11 protein-coding genes and 2 pseudogenes are annotated in these 15,245 nt (G+C 41.8%); 3 read left to right on the forward strand and 10 right to left on the reverse strand.

Annotation, left to right across the window (positions count from 1 at the left end):
• The first annotated feature begins 1,177 nt into the window (after positions 1-1,177).
• Positions 1,178-2,137 carry a cysteine synthase A gene (gene cysK, locus PN447_RS15995; protein ID WP_271764012.1) on the forward strand — a complete coding sequence of 320 codons (960 nt, stop codon included), beginning with the start codon at positions 1,178-1,180 and terminating at the stop codon, positions 2,135-2,137.
• Positions 2,138-2,278: 141 nt separating this feature from the next.
• Here the strand turns inward: cysK and PN447_RS16000 are convergent, their stop codons facing one another.
• The 7 genes from PN447_RS16000 to fdxB form a co-directional block, all read right to left on the reverse strand.
• A complete protein-coding gene (locus PN447_RS16000; protein ID WP_271764013.1) occupies positions 2,279-2,743 on the reverse strand; it encodes an ArsC/Spx/MgsR family protein in 465 nt (154 codons plus the stop codon).
• A gap of 25 nt (positions 2,744-2,768) precedes the next feature.
• Complete coding sequence (locus tag PN447_RS16005) at positions 2,769-3,380, reverse strand: cupin (protein WP_271764020.1); 612 nt, start codon at positions 3,378-3,380, stop codon at positions 2,769-2,771.
• Between the two features lie 198 nt (positions 3,381-3,578).
• Positions 3,579-4,061 carry a hypothetical protein gene (locus PN447_RS16010; protein ID WP_442867107.1) on the reverse strand — a complete coding sequence of 161 codons (483 nt, stop codon included), beginning with the start codon at positions 4,059-4,061 and terminating at the stop codon, positions 3,579-3,581.
• Between the two features lie 155 nt (positions 4,062-4,216).
• A complete protein-coding gene (locus tag PN447_RS16015) occupies positions 4,217-4,807 on the reverse strand; it encodes a cytochrome c oxidase subunit 3 (protein ID WP_271730788.1) in 591 nt (196 codons plus the stop codon).
• 124 nt (positions 4,808-4,931) lie between these two features.
• Positions 4,932-6,593 (reverse strand): cytochrome c oxidase subunit I, encoded by a 1,662-nt coding sequence (gene ctaD / locus PN447_RS16020; RefSeq protein WP_271764014.1) that lies wholly within the window; start codon positions 6,591-6,593, stop codon positions 4,932-4,934.
• 39 nt (positions 6,594-6,632) lie between these two features.
• Positions 6,633-7,565, reverse strand: a complete 933-nt coding sequence (gene coxB, locus PN447_RS16025; RefSeq protein ID WP_271764015.1) for a cytochrome c oxidase subunit II — start codon at positions 7,563-7,565, stop codon at positions 6,633-6,635.
• 576 nt (positions 7,566-8,141) lie between these two features.
• Entirely contained in the window at positions 8,142-8,435 is a 294-nt protein-coding gene (fdxB, locus tag PN447_RS16030; protein ID WP_271764016.1) for a ferredoxin III, nif-specific, read from the reverse strand.
• A gap of 957 nt (positions 8,436-9,392) precedes the next feature.
• Here fdxB and PN447_RS16035 point away from each other — a divergent pair.
• Positions 9,393-10,976 carry a helix-turn-helix domain-containing protein gene (locus PN447_RS16035; protein ID WP_271764017.1) on the forward strand — a complete coding sequence of 528 codons (1,584 nt, stop codon included), beginning with the start codon at positions 9,393-9,395 and terminating at the stop codon, positions 10,974-10,976.
• A gap of 112 nt (positions 10,977-11,088) precedes the next feature.
• Here the strand turns inward: PN447_RS16035 and dnaK are convergent, their stop codons facing one another.
• Entirely contained in the window at positions 11,089-12,987 is a 1,899-nt protein-coding gene (gene dnaK / locus PN447_RS16040; protein ID WP_271764018.1) for a molecular chaperone DnaK, read from the reverse strand.
• A gap of 607 nt (positions 12,988-13,594) precedes the next feature.
• Between dnaK and dusB the strand changes: the two genes are divergently transcribed.
• A complete protein-coding gene (gene dusB, locus PN447_RS16045; protein WP_271764019.1) occupies positions 13,595-14,647 on the forward strand; it encodes a tRNA dihydrouridine synthase DusB in 1,053 nt (350 codons plus the stop codon).
• Positions 14,648-14,717: 70 nt separating this feature from the next.
• On the opposite strand, the pseudogene PN447_RS16050 reads toward dusB, so the two are convergent.
• Together PN447_RS16050 and PN447_RS16055 are read right to left on the reverse strand one after the other, a co-directional pair.
• Positions 14,718-14,834: pseudogene (locus tag PN447_RS16050) on the reverse strand (IS5/IS1182 family transposase); the annotation flags it as partial.
• Between the two features lie 57 nt (positions 14,835-14,891).
• Positions 14,892-15,245: pseudogene (locus PN447_RS16055) on the reverse strand (DUF1156 domain-containing protein); the annotation flags it as partial.

The raw sequence follows: 15,245 nt of genomic DNA on the forward strand, positions 1-15,245 counted from the left end.
AGGTGATTTTAGACACTTCTTGATCCCCCCTAACCCCCCTTAAAAAGGGGGGAACTAGAGTCAAAGTCCCCCTTCTCAAGGGGGATTTAGGGGGATCTAAAAATATTTGATACACTAATCATGACTTGACAAACATCCTCTTAGGTACTCTGCATCCAGAAACCTGTGGGTGACTTTTTACCTAACTAGTCTCTTTCGTACCTTGAGAATATTTTTGTTCCTAAAGATGAAAAATTTACCATTTTTCTGCAAGGGCTATAATTATCAACTTAGGATTAACATCTTCCTCAGCTTCGACAACAGAAGAGTTAAGAAGTCCCCCCTGATTCTTTGGGTAAAACCCTCAGAACTTCGGGGGGTAGAGGGGAATCTCTGCGTAAATCCTACAAAATTTATAGCAGTCTCACCTCTAACTGTGAGTTTAAACTAGTGGAATTAAGATTATTAAATTTATTAAAGTTATACTCAAAGGCTATAAGTTATATCTCATAAGACTTACAGAAATTATTTGAGGTATGGGTGCTAGTATTTCTCATATGGGGTGCTAGTATTTCTCATATGGGGTGCTGGTATTTCTGCACTCAGGCTCAAAGCTATATGGGGGGCTGGTAGAGGGGTGATTTTGTTGTGGTTTTTGCGTCTCAAAGCTTGTACTCAAACAAATAGATTATGTGGCGAGTATACCCTAGAATATCGAAAAAATCTCTTATATTTTCTGGAAATGCAGCTGCCTATACTAAATATAAATCATTCAAAGTGAGGTGACAAACTTTCTAGATTTAAGGGGTGAGTTTCTATGATTTTGATTGAGCAAATAACAGACAGATAAATTCAGCCTTGAGAAAACCCCTGTAATTCAGCTATTAACCTTGATTGTGGTAGATACAAAACATTATTACTTGAGGAGAGATGAGAAAATTACATCAACTGCATTCCTCTGCCGCATAATTTTGTACTTTGGTTAAAGTGGATAGTCTCTATAGTCATCCTATTTGACTTGAGAAAATATCAGTGAGGAAAGGGAACAGGGAACAGGGAACAGGGAACAGGGAACAGGGAACAGGGAACAGAAATTGTTCATGAATCATTTAGGATTGCTCTAGATTTAGTTAGAGTGGATATAAATTAAACACATACAGGAAATTTGCCCTCAACGTGAAATCATAGGAGTTAATTTATGAGAATTGCTAAAGATGTTACAGAACTAATTGGCGGAACTCCTTTAGTTCAGCTCAATAGAATTCCCCAATCTGAGGGAGTGGCAGCTAGAATTGTTGTTAAACTCGAAGGTATGAACCCAGCAGCCTCAGTTAAAGACCGGATTGGAATCAGTATGGTAATGGCTGCGGAAAGGGAGGGTTTAATTGAGCCGGGGAAAAGTATTTTAGTCGAGCCAACTTCTGGGAATACAGGTATTGCTTTAGCCATGGTAGCAGCCGCCCGGGGCTACAGTTTAATTTTGACCATGCCAGACACCATGAGCCAAGAACGACGCTCTATGCTCAAGGCCTACGGTGCTAAGTTAGAGTTAACACCAGGCGCACAAGGGATGCGAGGAGCAATTAATCAAGCTGAAAGCATTGTGGCTAATACTCCTAACGCTGTGATGCTGCAACAGTTCCGCAACCCGGCTAACCCCAAAATTCACAGAGAAACTACTGCGGCGGAAATTTGGGCGGATACGGATGGGGAAGTAGATATTATCATTGCTGGGGTGGGGACTGGTGGAACAATCACCGGGATTGCAGAAGTGCTTAAACAATATAAGCCAACTGTGCAAGCGATCGCAGTGGAACCTAGTAACAGTCCGGTGCTTTCTGGCGGTACAGCTGGCCCCCATAAAATTCAAGGTATTGGCGCTGGGTTTATCCCAGATGTGTTGCGTCTGGAATTGATTGATGAGGTAATTAGAGTTAGTGATGAACAGGCCATGGCTTATGGGCGACGTTTAGCCAAAGAAGAGGGACTATTGTCTGGTATATCCTCCGGTGCGGCTTTATGTGCGGCCATTCGAGTCGGTCAACGTCCAGAAAATACCGGTAAATTAATTGTGATGATTCAGCCATCCTTTGGGGAACGTTACCTGAGTACCCCCATGTTTCAAGAGTTGTCTATAGACACCGCTCATCTTGGTTAAGAAAACCTAATTAGCGACTGTTGACTGTTGACTGTTGACTGTTGACGGTTGACTATTGGACTTCTTAACCAGGTTAAGAAGTCCGATGTATATCGGGGATAGAGTCAAAGCAAATTCAATCAGGTTTTCCCCAGGTGAAATTTAATGCTTACAACCACCTTGATGATGATGGTCATGGTTATGACCGTGGGCGCAACCTTGTAAGTTCTGGGTAGTCAGGGTTTCAATTACTACTTTTAAGGAATCATCCACCGGTTTTAAGCCAATCCAACCATCTATTGTTTCTACGTCAAAACCTACCTCACGGCGATCGCCTACTTCTAGTAAGGGACGACGAATTAATAAAGGATCTTGCAGCATTAACACTAAGGCTGTTTGTGCATCGATTTTTTCTGGAACTACCTCACCAGATTTAATCTTGGGAGCGGAAGCATTAAACCATTGGGACACCGGGCGATCGCCAAAAAAAGATCGCAAGCGTTCAAATGTCCAAGGTTCTGTGAGGATGTCGTATGCTAGCACCTCATGACCAGCAGCAGTCAACACAACCTTTTGCTTAATACCACCCTTACAACCGGGTTTGCTGTAGAAAATTACTCTAGCCATTGTCATTACTCCCTGATGATTCTGATTAAAACTTCCTAGCTTTATGGGTAACTAAATCAAACTCAAACCTTGCTTGAGGGTCTGTTTCTCCATAAACATTAAAAGTTACAGTTGCTTCGTCACCCACTGCTTCTACACTATGAATTGCATCGGGGGTCAAGCTAACAATATCTCCAGGAGACAAGGTTATCTCTCCAGTAGGTGCAATTTTGTCGGCAAAATCAGGGGTAGGAGTACGTCGCCAAAAGGTATTTTTTTCTTGACCTTTTAACACTGCTATTACTCCCCAAGTCCCGTGATTATGAATAGTTGAACGGGTTCCCGGTGCAAATGTCACGGTTTGTACAGTCAATGGGAACCCCAATTCATCATAGAGAAGTAACACTGAGTGACCCGTTTTAGGGTGAGGTTGTAAATACTGACTTTGTACCCAGTAGGAATTGACAATCAATCTCCTGACAAGCATTCGGATTTCTGGGAGACGAATAGATTCATCTTCTACCCCATGGAGAACATCTTCTACTTCAGTCAAAAACCGATATAGGCGATAATTCTCCCGCAATAGATCCCATGGTCTGGCTGATTTACAACAATGATATTGGCCGTCTGCAGTTACTAGCCAATCTTTACCTTCCACCATCATTCATTAAATCTTGGGTTGAGAAGGAGAAGGGAAAACTATTGTAGGCGGAATCAAATTCAGAGGACTGGGAAGAGGACGCAAAGGATCTATGGAAACCACAGGAATGAAAGGTGCTGAAGAAGTTGCAGATGTCTGTAGAGGTTGGTAGAAGGGATAATTATTCATGTCTGTTGATGGGTGAAGGTTTACTAATTAATCGTCCTCTTCATCTGGACGATTTAAAATGTCCAGTAGGATTCCTGCACCGAAATCATTACTCTGGTCAATCTGTTTGACGCGAGTACTGATTTCTTTAGCCCGCTCGATTTCCCCTAATTTTGCTAACACTAAACCAGATGCAGCATAAGCGTTTAAGTACAATCTGATTTGGGGTTCCTCCTGCCGTTTTAGTAATATGGGGAGGAGTTGTTGCCAATGGTCTGGTAAGTTCTCTGTTGCTTTAATCTTATCTAAAACTTTAACTGCAATTTGTAGCGCGAGGGGATAATTATTTTTATAATAAAAGAATCTATATGCTGATACTAAAATATCTGTATTTTCCCCGGACTTAGCTAAGGCTTGATGAATATATTTTTCGGATTCTGAGGTATTTTCCCAGGTTTGTGCGGCCAAGAGTAATAATTTTTTGACATCTTCGGGTACTTGAAACCACGAGTATTGATTACCATCAAGCATAATCATCTCCTTTGATGGGGAAGAGGGAGTGAGAATTTTACCGCTCCCTATAGGTACTATTTCTTTGTGAGTCTGGGCTGAGGTTTGCTTCTTCTTTCTTGAAGGGAAGATGCTCCCCTCGGCTTTCATGTTGGGTACACAGATGAATACCAATGCTAGGCAGGGTTGTATGTGAGGATGTACACTAATGTGAACAGAACAATCCAAATAATATCTACGAAGTGCCAGTAAATTTCTGCCATTTCGATGCCAGTATGTTTGGTAGCAGAGTAATGACCAGGACGACGCGATCGCCACACAACACCTAATATCAATAATATGCCTATCAACACGTGCAAACCGTGGAAGCCTGTCATGATATAAAAGCAGTTGGCGAAAACGTTGGTAGTCAGTCCATAGCCTAAACTCATGTACTCATAAACCTGACCAGCTAAGAAAATTGCCCCCATCAGTGCGGTGACAAGATACCAAAACCGCATTCCCCAAACATTATTCTTTTTAATCGCTACATCACCTAAATGAATGACGAAACTACTAGATATCAGAATAATGGTGTTAATGGCGGGTAAAAATAGTTCTACCTCTGTTCCCTCTGGAGGCCAAACTTCTGTAATACCTCTAAAGAATAAATAAGTAGCAAAAAAACCGCCAAACATCAGGGATTCAGAAATCAGAAAGGTTAAAAGTCCCCAGACTCGTAAATCTGGATGATGCTCCTCATGGTGTTCAGTTGTCGCTATGGTCATGTTGTTTACCCTCTAAATCTCTAAACTTTTAAGTGGCGGGACAATAATCATGTTCTTGTGAAGGGCGGGCTAGAAGCCCACCCTACTTAGTGTGGTCACGCCAGTAGTAAGTTAAAGCCAATACCTAGGCGCTAACTTCTGGTGTACCCATAGGTTGGGATTGACTATGGCCATAGTCGTAAGGGCCATGAGTCACAACGGGTAATTCTTCCCAGTTTTCAATTATGGGCGGTGAACTGGTTGTCCACTCTAAACTCAAAGCTTGCCAAGGATTATCACCCGCTAATTCCCCTTGACTCCAACTGTGAATAATGTTAATAGTGAAGGGTATAACTGAGATGCCTAAGACAAATGCACCAAAGGTGCAAAGTTGATTCAGGTTAATAAATTGGGGGTCGTACATGGCTACCCGGCGGGGCATACCTTGCAAGCCCAATTCATGCATGGGTAAGAAGGTTAAGTTAGTGCCGATGAAGGTGAGGGCAAAGTGAATGCGTCCCCAGGTTTCATTCAGCTTACGTCCGGTCATTTTGGGGAACCAGTGATAAATACCGGCATAGATGCCAAATACGGAACCACCAAAGAGGACGTAGTGGAAATGTCCCACTACATAATAGGTATCGTGGACGTGAATATCAAAGGGGGCTGTTCCCATTGTCACACCGCTTAACCCACCCATGACAAACATGGATAATAGGCCAATGGCGAAGAGCATGGCACTGGTAAAGCGAATTTTACCACCCCACAGGGTGGCAACCCAGGCGAAAATCTTCACGCCAGTGGGTACGGCGACGATGAGGGTGGAGATGGTGAAGAATATCCGCATCCAACCGGGTGTACCACTGGTAAACATATGGTGTACCCAGACGAACAAACCCACGACGCAAATGGCTACGCTAGAGTAGGCGATCGCTTTATACCCAAAAATCGGCTTCCGGGCATGAACTGGTACTACTTCGGACATGATACCGAAGATGGGCAGAATCATTAAGTATACTGCCGGGTGGGAATAGAACCAGAATAAATGTTGGTAAATAACAACGTTACCGCCTGCATCGGGTTTAAAGAAGGATGTGCCAAAGTTGAGGTCAAATAATAACAGCACTAAACCCGCAGCTAATACAGGGGTGGAAAGTAAGGCTAAGACAGAAGTTGCTAGGATAGCCCAGCAAAACAAGGGTAGTTGATCCCATTTCATGGAGGGAACTTTCATCATCAGGATGGTAATGACAAAGTTCACCGAACCCAAAATTGAGGAGGTTCCTACTAAAACAATGGCCAGGATCCACAGAGTCTGGGCCATGGGTGCTGTTACTAGGCTCAATGGTGGGTAAGCTGTCCAACCAGATTGGGAACCACCGAAGATAAAACTAGCTACAACTAGTAATCCCGCTACTGGGTTCAACCAAAAGGCGATCGCGTTCAGCTTGGGGAAGGCCATATCTCTAGCACCCAGCATTAGGGGAATGAGATAATTTCCAAATCCCCCAATGGCGCTCGGAACAATCCACAGGAAGATCATGATTGTCCCGTGGTTGGTCATGAAGGCGTTATACAAATTGGGATCGAGAAAGTCTGATTGTGGGGTTGCTAGTTCTACACGCAGCGCCACCGCCATCAGTCCACCAATTAGATAGAATACAAATGCTGTCACTAGGTATTGGATACCAATCACTTTGTGGTCAACATTAAATGTAAAGTAGTCTTGCCATTTCCACGCCTGGGGATGGTTATTTGCTTTATTTCCTGCGGTTGGCGTGTTCCGGGGAAGTTCTGCCTGTGTCATAAGTTATTTTGCGACAATTTATTTTTGTCTTGAGAATGACTATTTCTGAAGTTGCGCCAGGGTGGTTGCACTCATCCCTAAGTTATGAACATGGGGAGCTAGAAATTCTGATGTTGATAACTCCGCTGGATTGACTGCAACGGCTTGGTTGAGGTTTTCCTTTTGCGCTATCTGGCTTTGTGCTAACCAGCTATCAAATTCTTCTGGTGTATGGACTATGACTTGTGTCCGCATAGAACCGTGATAACCACCACACAATTCTGCACAAACTACCGGATAGGTTCCTGGTTTGGTGGCGACGAATCGCAGTTGGGTGGCGATACCTGGAAGCGCGTCTTGTTTTAACCGGAATTGTGGTACCCAAAATGAGTGAATGACATCTATTGCGGATAGGTTCAGTTGTACATCAGCACCCACGGGAACGTGTAACTCTCCGGCGCTAATTCCACTGTTGGGATAGTTAAATATCCAGGCGTACTGCATCCCCTGGACATCAACCACTAAATCTGCTTGTTTACCCTGGGAGTGGGGTGACGCACCAATCCCAATGTTTCCGCTGGTTGTCTCATCAAGGGTGGCTGCTATGGCTACGCCATGGGTATGACTCCCCGGCTCAAATCCACCCATCTGATTGTAAACATCTACACTGTAAATGCCTAAACCAATGACGATGACTGCGGGGATGGCTGTCCAAAAAATTTCTAAGGGAACGTTTCCTTCTATGGGTAGACCATCGGTATCATCACCCGGACGGCGACGATACTTGACTAAAAAAATCAGAATGGTTCCTTCTACAATGAGGAACAGTGCGATCGCAATGGTAAACATGACGTTGAAAAATCCGTCTACCAAAGGCGCTTGTTCAGATGCTTGTACTGGCAATAAATTGTGATTATGTCCGAGCCAAATACTGATGGCTGTGACTAATACTCCAGCAACCAGAGTCCATAGTGAAACAGGAACTTTTTGCATATATGCTACCTGCTCTTGCAGCTGTAATTAAAGGTGTGATTTTCTGGAAACTTAGATGTAGGAGATTGTGATTCTAGACAATAATTTCTTTGCCCCCAGTTGATCGCATCCTGCGCTTTTGATGTATCACCCTAGCCAAAGAAGATAATGTATTTTTTTATCTTGATCATATTCTTGGCTACTGATTTTTACATTTCCACAGGTGAGCGTTTTTTGTTTTCACTTATTAACTTTCTATCTTACTCTCATCAAAAGTGGGGGAATTTTCCAGATAATTTCATATCCTTCCCCCACAAAGTTAACACTATCTTGAAAGTCCTCTGATGCCAGATGTCTCTACTTACATAAAAACTTAGGTACTCTCAGATCATGCCCTTAGTCTGAATATTGTGTAGACTAATTGAATAGCAAGTATGAAGTTTATCAATTACAATTTAAGATTTACAATTCTGTTTACTGTGAACTTTTTTCTGGTGACAGTAAGTCTTGATTATTCCCCTCTATTTACCTTGCTTGGTGCTTTATTCCCAGAGTACCCTTGATGACGGACATAACTTGGCTGCAAATCCTGAAACTTTACTTGTCTAATACAGCATGGGTGTAGCAATTCTTGGGACATATCCGCGCACAAGCTTCACAACCAACACAGTTTTCCGGGTGGGCTACAACCATGACTTTGCGCTCAATTTCATCATCATCTTCATCTTCTACAAATTCGCCATCTTCGTTGAGAGCTTTCAAGCTCAATACATTGTGACCACATATCTTAAAGCATCTGCCACAACCTATACATTTTTCTTGGTCAATTTCCTGGGCAAATTTAGGTGTCCAGGTATTACCTCCAAATGTCAATCCTGTTACTGTTGCCATGAATAAACCTTTAGGAATTTCTCTCTACTTTAATCACCATCCTAACCTAATCTTAGGGTATTTTTTTAGTTTAAATGACTATTTGTTCTTGGATTAAATTTTCATGACTTTTTACATATTCTTTTAGAGATTTATTTAAATTACCTGTTAAATGCAATTTATTCTCAATAAATATTTGTGGCTATAATACTCAGTTATTAATTCTATATAAAATGTATTTTATAGGGTGTAGATGCCGCTATTTAGCTAAATATATAATATTGCACTATCAGACATTGTCTTGTCACATATAAATAATTACCGTTGATATATGCTGCAAATTCAATTGTTTATAAAAATAATGAGATTTTTTTCTTTTATAGGGAGAAGACATAGATCCTTGATAGTATTTAGAGTTACAAGCTATGTGTTAATGGGGGACATGAAGAAAAAATTACTTTGTTATATATCAAATAAAAATGGCGAAATGATTATGGTTATAGCTAGTGTTGACGGATAGAAAATATTTACCGGTTTATTAACTCATGGGAAAACTGTATATTTAGAAACAGCACATTTGTATACTTTAAATATTAAAATTATTAATAAAGTAACTCCCATCTGGCAATCAAATCTATGTTTATCCAAAAATTTTGGGTTAAGTGATAATTCACCGGATAGGAACTTACAGATAGTTTTACGTGAACTATTAAGAAATATACACCGGCTCATTATGAACAAAAATCTCTGATTATTTATGAAATTTATAGTTAATAAAGAAGTAATCAAAGGGTATTTTTAAGAGTCGGAAATACCTGTGTAATAAAAATATGGATATGGGGAATTATTACAGGAAATAGAGATATTTTTGGCTGGAAATATGGTTTCGTTTCCAGTGAAAAATACTGAATAAATATCCAGCAGAGACTTGAGCAAAACATCTCGACGATTAGAGTGGGAAGAGAGCACTATAGCCGTATGCCTTATACAATTCCTAACAACAATTGCCTGGGATGTGACAACTGCCGCCCCCAATGTCCTACGGGTGCAATTAAAATAGAGAACGATGAATATTGGATTGATCCTACTCTTTGCAATAACTGTGAAGGTTATTATCCTGAGCCGCAATGTGTCATGGCTTGTCCAACTAATTCACCCATACCTTGGCAAGCAAAAAAAGGCAGATGTAAGGTGGAACCAAGAGATGCACCTAGCCCGGATTTATTTGCCAACGGTCAAAATAATCCATTTGCTTCGGCTATTGTGATTTGGGAAGCTTGTAATGTCTTGGCACAAAGGACATCCTTAAATTGGCTGGATGAACACGGTTATGTGTCCTATGGACGAAAAGTTAAACAAGGACGGGGTGCGATCGCATTTCATCTCCAAGATCCATTTACCGGGAGGGATGTAACTGACTTAGGAGCAATTGCAGCACTTGATATTAGATCCGCTTGCATTCACCTGATCTTTGCTGCCTATGCTACATCCTTAGAGCAACCTTGGCAAGAAGAATTTGCGATCGATGAACGCCAAATTGAGAAATATTTAGGCTTAGAGAAGCGTAAAGACTTGAACAAAAATGCCAAGCTAGCTTTAATCAAGAATATCGTACAGCAAGCTTGTTCATTGATGATTTCTATTGATTGGCCTCAACAAGGAAGCATCCCCGGCTTTTCAGTCAAACAGAGCCGTTTATGGCAGTTAATCAATATTCAGCATCATTTTCAAGAAGACGACTTGGGGTGCAAATATTTAATTGGACTAACTTTTAAAGTAAAAGCCGGGATATGGGCGCAGTATTTCTTAAACAAACAAGCCTGTAAGGAGCGAACTGCATTTTACCAATATGGCAGTTTACCTAAAACATTATTAACTACCGTCATGAGTATTTGGCAGCAGCACGAAGGCGCAGTAAGACTAATGCTGTGGTTGCTGTTTAAAACCAAAATGGGTAGAGAACAAAGGATCACCATTCCCACATTATTACGTATTGCTTACGGTGAAGAAAAAGTTACCATTGCCTCTAGACAACGGGAGGAACGCAAACGCTTATTAAGAACATTTGAAAGTGATTTAGAAATTCTCAACCATCATGGCATTAAAGCGATTTTTGATCCAGTAACTTACCCCTTAGAAATTCAACCTTTGTGGGCGAAGTTAATGGATATTCCCGAAGACCCAGAGGAAGCCTTAGAATTTTGGATGAATGACGCTGCTGGAAACACCCGCCTCACTGATTCAGCACCCCGTGGTAAGTGGAATCTGCTGATGAATGCGCGAATTTTAGCTTTTGAACTACCCCCAGAATGGAAACAGAAAATTTCTGAATCACAAAAAAAGCCCCGGACAACTGTCAAAAGCAGACGCAAGACTAAAACCACCACAGATTTACTCGGTGCGGATATTTTACAGGCGCGCAAAAATTTGCAACTTTCCCAAAGGGAGTTAGCAAGGCTAACAGGTAAAAGCCAAAGTTGGATTCGTGATTTAGAAAATGGTCGTTTGAAAGCTAAGGTAGAAGACCAAGTGATATTACGGAACGTGCTAAATATTACTTAGAAATCAGTCCCGGAAAATAAACGAAAAACTACAAGAGTGTTTATTTACATAAAATTTACCCACCCAGGGATAAGCTTGGATGGGTAAAAATCCTCAATGGAGTGAATATTTTTTACTTGCTTTCAGTAAAATCAGCATCAATCACATCCTCACCGCCACTAGGGGGAGTGGAACCACCATCTTGAGGTGCAGCACCAGCAGCATCACCACCTGCTTGTTGATAGATGTTGCTACCTACCGCAAACAATGCTTGTTGTAGTTCTGGTGTCAGCTTCTTAATTTGCTCGTCATCTTCCTTAGCAACAGCTTCACGGAGGTCTTTAACTAAACCTTCGACTTTGGTTTTGTCAGCTTCAGGAACTTTATCACCTAGTTCTTGCAACTGCTTTTCAGCTTGGTACGCCAAAGAATCAGCTTGGTTCTTCCGTTCAATTGTCTCACGACGTTCCTTGTCAGCAGCGGCGTTTTGTTCTGCTTCTCTCACCATGCGGTCAACATCGGATTTATCTAAAGTAGAAGCGCCAGTAATGCTGATAGACTGTTCCTTACCAGTACCTTTGTCCTTAGCGGTTACATTGAGGATACCGTTAGCATCAATATCAAAGGTAACTTCAATTTGTGGTACGCCTCGTGGTGCGGGAGGAATACCATCAAGTCTGAAGGTTCCTAAGCTCTTGTTATCATTTGAAAACTCCCGTTCACCTTGAAGAACGTGAATTTCTACATTGGTTTGTCCATCCACTGCAGTAGAGAAGACTTCGGATTTCTTGGTGGGGATTGTGGTGTTCCGGGGGATAATTTTAGTCATGACACCGCCCAAGGTTTCTACACCCAAAGACAGTGGGGAGACATCTAATAGCAATATACCTGTAACATCGCCCGCTAGCACACCCGCTTGAATAGCAGCACCAACTGCTACCACCTCATCAGGGTTAACGCTTTGGTTGGGGTCCTTACCTAATACTTGCTTTACTATCTGCTGTACAGCTGGAATGCGGGTAGAACCACCAACTAGTACAACTTCATTAATATCGCTTCTGCTTAATTTAGCATCCCGAATTGCGTTTTCTACAGGGATGCGGCAACGGTCGATTAGGTCTGAGCAGAGTTCTTCAAATTTAGCACGGGTGAGGGTTGTATCCAGGTGCTTGGGTCCAGTCTGGGTAGCAGTGATAAATGGTAAATTTATTTCCGCTTGAGAAACGCTAGAAAGCTCAATTTTGGCTTTTTCTGCGGCTTCGGTCAAACGTTGTAAAGCTTGTTTATCTTGACGTAGGTCAATTCCTTCTTCTCTTTTGAATTGTTCGGCTAAGAAGTCAACGATTTTCTTATCGAAATCATCGCCACCCAGGTGAGTATCGCCGGAGGTAGCCAAAACTTCAAATACTCCATCACCTACTTCTAGAATGGATACGTCGAAGGTACCACCACCAAGGTCAAATACCAAAATGGTTTCGTTGCTCTTCTTATCAAAACCATAAGCTAGAGAAGCTGCTGTAGGTTCGTTAATAATTCGGAGAACTTCAATACCTGCTATTTTACCCGCGTCTTTTGTGGCTTGTCGCTGGGAGTCATTAAAGTATGCTGGAACAGTGATTACAGCTTGGGTGACAGTTTCACCCAGGTATTTGCTAGCGTCTTCAACGAGTTTGCGAAGTACTTTGGCGGAAATTTCTTCGGGGGCAAAGGGTTTACCAGCTATGGGACAATCTAGCTTAACATTACCGTTGCTGCTGAGGACTTTATAAGAAACTTCTGTAGACTCGTTACCAACTTCGTCATAGCGTCTTCCAATGAAGCGTTTGACTGAGTAAAAGGTATTATCAGGGTTCATTACCCCCTGACGCTTGGCGATTTGACCAACTAAGTTATCGCCATTTTTCGCAAATGCTACTACTGAGGGTGTTGTGCGAAAACCTTCTGCGTTAGCAATAACTGTGGGTTTACCACCTTCCATTACTGCGACGCATGAGTTTGTTGTACCTAAGTCAATTCCAACTACTTTTGCCATTGTAACTTTCGGCTCCGTATAACTATAAATGAATGGGAATATAAGGGACTAAGTTTTGAACCAACGGGTTAAAAAATAGTCATTTCATGATTAACAACCTTTAATTAGGCTTTCCTGGGGTGAAAAACCCAAGTTATCCTGATATATATACTGGGAAGTTCAGTTATGACCAGTCAGTACAGGACGGTTTTCCGAACCTGTAACTAGACGGTTAATTTTAAAGGATGTATTTAGTGCGTTCATTGAGAGATTTGCTTTCACTCTGTCTAATGTATGAGAATTAATACTTTCAGCAATTAGGGTGAACCGTAATCTCAAAGTCGTGTTTGCCGTCTTTAGCTGTCATAAACTCTAGATGGATTCAAAATCAATGCTCAAATAACACCGCCATACACTCAAGAACACTGTTAAATTAAAGTTCTGCTCTCAGTCTCTATCTGGTAATACGTAAGTGTTAATATACTCACTTGGTCGATGATATTTACCAATCAGCGGTAAAATAATAGTCTAAATTAGTTGACAAAGCCAATCTCAGCACTACATCTGGAGTGAAAACCAAAGGTACTTAAACAACCTTAAATGTCTCATTTTCACAACTTAAAATTATATGGTTACACTATCTCCTAGTTTAAAAGCTAAACTCTCTGAACCCTTGAAAATCGGCTCTTTCGAGGTGAAGAGTCGAGTTCTACAGTCGCCTTTATCCGGGGTGACAGATATGGTATTTCGTCGTCTGGTGCGTCGCTACGCGCCAGATTCAATGTTGTATACAGAAATGGTCAATGCTACGGGTTTACACTATGTGAAAGAGTTACCCAAAATTATGGAGGTAGACCCCCAGGAACGACCCATCAGTATTCAGTTATTTGACTGTCGCCCTGATTTTTTAGCAGAAGCAGCTATTAAAGCGGTTGCGGAAGGTGCAGATACTGTGGATATTAATATGGGTTGCCCAGTCAATAAAATTACTAAAAATGGCGGTGGTTCATCTTTATTGCGTCAACCAGAGGTAGCGGAGGCTATTGTGCGGGAAGTGGTGAAGGCTATAGATGTACCAGTGACTGTTAAAACCCGCATTGGCTGGAATGATAAGGAAATTACCATTCTTGACTTTGCCAAGCGTATGGAAGATGCTGGGGCGCAAATGATTACAGTACATGGACGCACCCGCGCTCAAGGTTACAATGGTAATGCCCGTTGGGAATGGATAGCCCGTGTTAAGGAGGTGCTTTCTATTCCGGTCATTGGTAATGGGGATATTTTTTCTGTGGAAGCGGCGGTAAGGTGTTTGGAACAAACGGGCGCTGATGGTGTGATGTGTTCTCGTGGGACTTTGGGTTATCCTTTTTTGGTGGGAGAAATTGATCATTTCTTGAAAACCGGGGAAATATTACCACAACCAAGCCCAATTCAGCGATTGGAATGTGCCAGAGATCATTTACAGGCATTATGGGAATATAAAGGCGATCGCGGTGTACGTCAAGCGCGAAAGCACATGACTTGGTACGCCAAAGGTTTTGTCGGTGCGCCTGAGTTGCGGGGACAGTTAAGTGTAATTGAAACGGTACAGCAAGGTTTGGATTTAATTGACCAGGGAATTGAGCAGTTACATCATAGTTTTGAACCGATGGAGGAATCAACTGATTTTCAAGTTGCTTAGAGGTTGTTTGATAAGTTTTCATCCGTAATTTTTATCTTAAAGGATGTTGGGAAAGTATTAAACAAATCAATTAATCGAGTCTTCTAAGCATTAACCGAATCATGGCGATTTGCACAAATGTTTCATATGTCTGGGGTAAAATTTCGTAGTCCTTACTCAATCGACGACACCAATTAAACCAACCAAAACGGGGAGTAGGGGAGGAGTCAACAGTCAACGGTTCGACTCCGCTCACCGACCACCGTCAACCGTCAACCGTCAACTCAGTTTGCACATAAGCAACCTTAGCCTTAATCTCATCCATAGCTAACCACAAATCTAACAAGGCTTTCTCTTCTAAAATACGTTTCCTTTCATCCCCAATGCGGGGAATCACTTTCAACGCCACTTCAAATGTCCGCATAAATAAATCATTACTCACCAAGCCAGTATTTTTCATAAACCTACGCACTGGTTCAGTATTTCCCTCCTCTAGATACAAAGCAATAATGGCGTGAAGTCCATCTATTAAATATCTGGCTGAAAATTCTGTATCAATTACAGAAAAAGCCCGTTTTTTCAGCCGTTGTTGGGGGGTGAGTAACTTACAGGAACCACT

It is taken from the genome of Anabaena sp. CS-542/02, assembly GCF_028331085.1.
Taxonomy (GTDB): Bacteria; Cyanobacteriota; Cyanobacteriia; order Cyanobacteriales; family Nostocaceae; genus Anabaenopsis; species Anabaenopsis arnoldii.

What these genes read in the sequence shown, in the direction of transcription:
- cysK (WP_271764012.1), top strand. Translation starts at nt 1,178, where the DNA reads ATGAGAATTGCTAAAGATGTTACAGAACTAATTGGCGGAACTCCTTTA.
- PN447_RS16000 (WP_271764013.1), bottom strand. Translation starts at nt 2,743, where the DNA reads ATGGCTAGAGTAATTTTCTACAGCAAACCCGGTTGTAAGGGTGGTATT.
- PN447_RS16010 (WP_442867107.1), bottom strand. Translation starts at nt 4,061, where the DNA reads ATGCTTGATGGTAATCAATACTCGTGGTTTCAAGTACCCGAAGATGTC.
- PN447_RS16015 (WP_271730788.1), bottom strand. Translation starts at nt 4,807, where the DNA reads ATGACCATAGCGACAACTGAACACCATGAGGAGCATCATCCAGATTTA.
- ctaD (WP_271764014.1), bottom strand. Translation starts at nt 6,593, where the DNA reads ATGACACAGGCAGAACTTCCCCGGAACACGCCAACCGCAGGAAATAAA.
- coxB (WP_271764015.1), bottom strand. Translation starts at nt 7,565, where the DNA reads ATGCAAAAAGTTCCTGTTTCACTATGGACTCTGGTTGCTGGAGTATTA.
- fdxB (WP_271764016.1), bottom strand. Translation starts at nt 8,435, where the DNA reads ATGGCAACAGTAACAGGATTGACATTTGGAGGTAATACCTGGACACCT.
- PN447_RS16035 (WP_271764017.1), top strand. Translation starts at nt 9,393, where the DNA reads ATGCCTTATACAATTCCTAACAACAATTGCCTGGGATGTGACAACTGC.
- dnaK (WP_271764018.1), bottom strand. Translation starts at nt 12,987, where the DNA reads ATGGCAAAAGTAGTTGGAATTGACTTAGGTACAACAAACTCATGCGTC.
- dusB (WP_271764019.1), top strand. Translation starts at nt 13,595, where the DNA reads ATGGTTACACTATCTCCTAGTTTAAAAGCTAAACTCTCTGAACCCTTG.